The sequence below is a fragment of the Shigella sp. SIG3 genome, from assembly GCF_053555855.1.
Genome location: NZ_JBQZXE010000300.1, coordinates 1 through 588, shown reverse-complemented (window position 1 = coordinate 588; position 588 = coordinate 1). Strand labels below are relative to the sequence as shown.

The window sequence follows — 588 nt, the reverse complement described above, 5'->3', positions numbered from 1 at the left end:
GAAAAAGGTCTGCCTCAGCACCTGTTTGAATCGCTCTGCATCGACCATTTGCAACGCCACGGTGCCAATAAACAGGCAATCAGCCACGCATTTGATGATGATGTTGAGTTTCAGGAGCGCATGGCAGAACACATCCGGTACATGGCTGAAACCATTGCCCACCACCAGGTTGATATTGATTTGGAGGACTAAAATCTATGGCGCTTTTTCAACGAGCAATAAACACACAGGCCTATCTAAAAGCAGGAATTATGGGGTTTGCTGGCGACGGCAAAACCTACACAGCAAGCGAACTGGCTATTGGTCTGGTAATGCTTATGCGGCAACGGGGAATTGAAGCTGGTAACCGCCCGGTAATGTTTCTGGACACAGAAACAGGCTCTGACTGGGTTAAACCCCGCTTTGATGCGGAAAATATCGAATTATTTACGGCAAAAACCCGCTCGTTTGTTGATCTGCTTGAAGCCATTAATGAAGCGGAAAGCAGCGGTTCCGTAATGATCATCGACTCCATCAGTCACTTCTGGACCGGATTATGCGACGAGTATGCCAGACGCCGAAACCGTAAACGAGGACTGGAATTTTCAG

At 48.1% G+C, this 588-nt stretch carries 2 protein-coding genes; both read left to right on the top strand.

Annotated features, from left to right (window positions below):
• On the top strand, positions 1-192 hold a 192-nt coding region (locus tag ACUU1I_RS21075; protein WP_073860552.1), incomplete at its 5' end, for a host-nuclease inhibitor Gam family protein.
• A 5-nt stretch (positions 193-197) separates the two neighbouring features.
• Positions 198-588 (top strand): AAA family ATPase (locus tag ACUU1I_RS21070; RefSeq protein ID WP_146703278.1); only part of this gene is annotated, 391 nt, incomplete at its 3' end.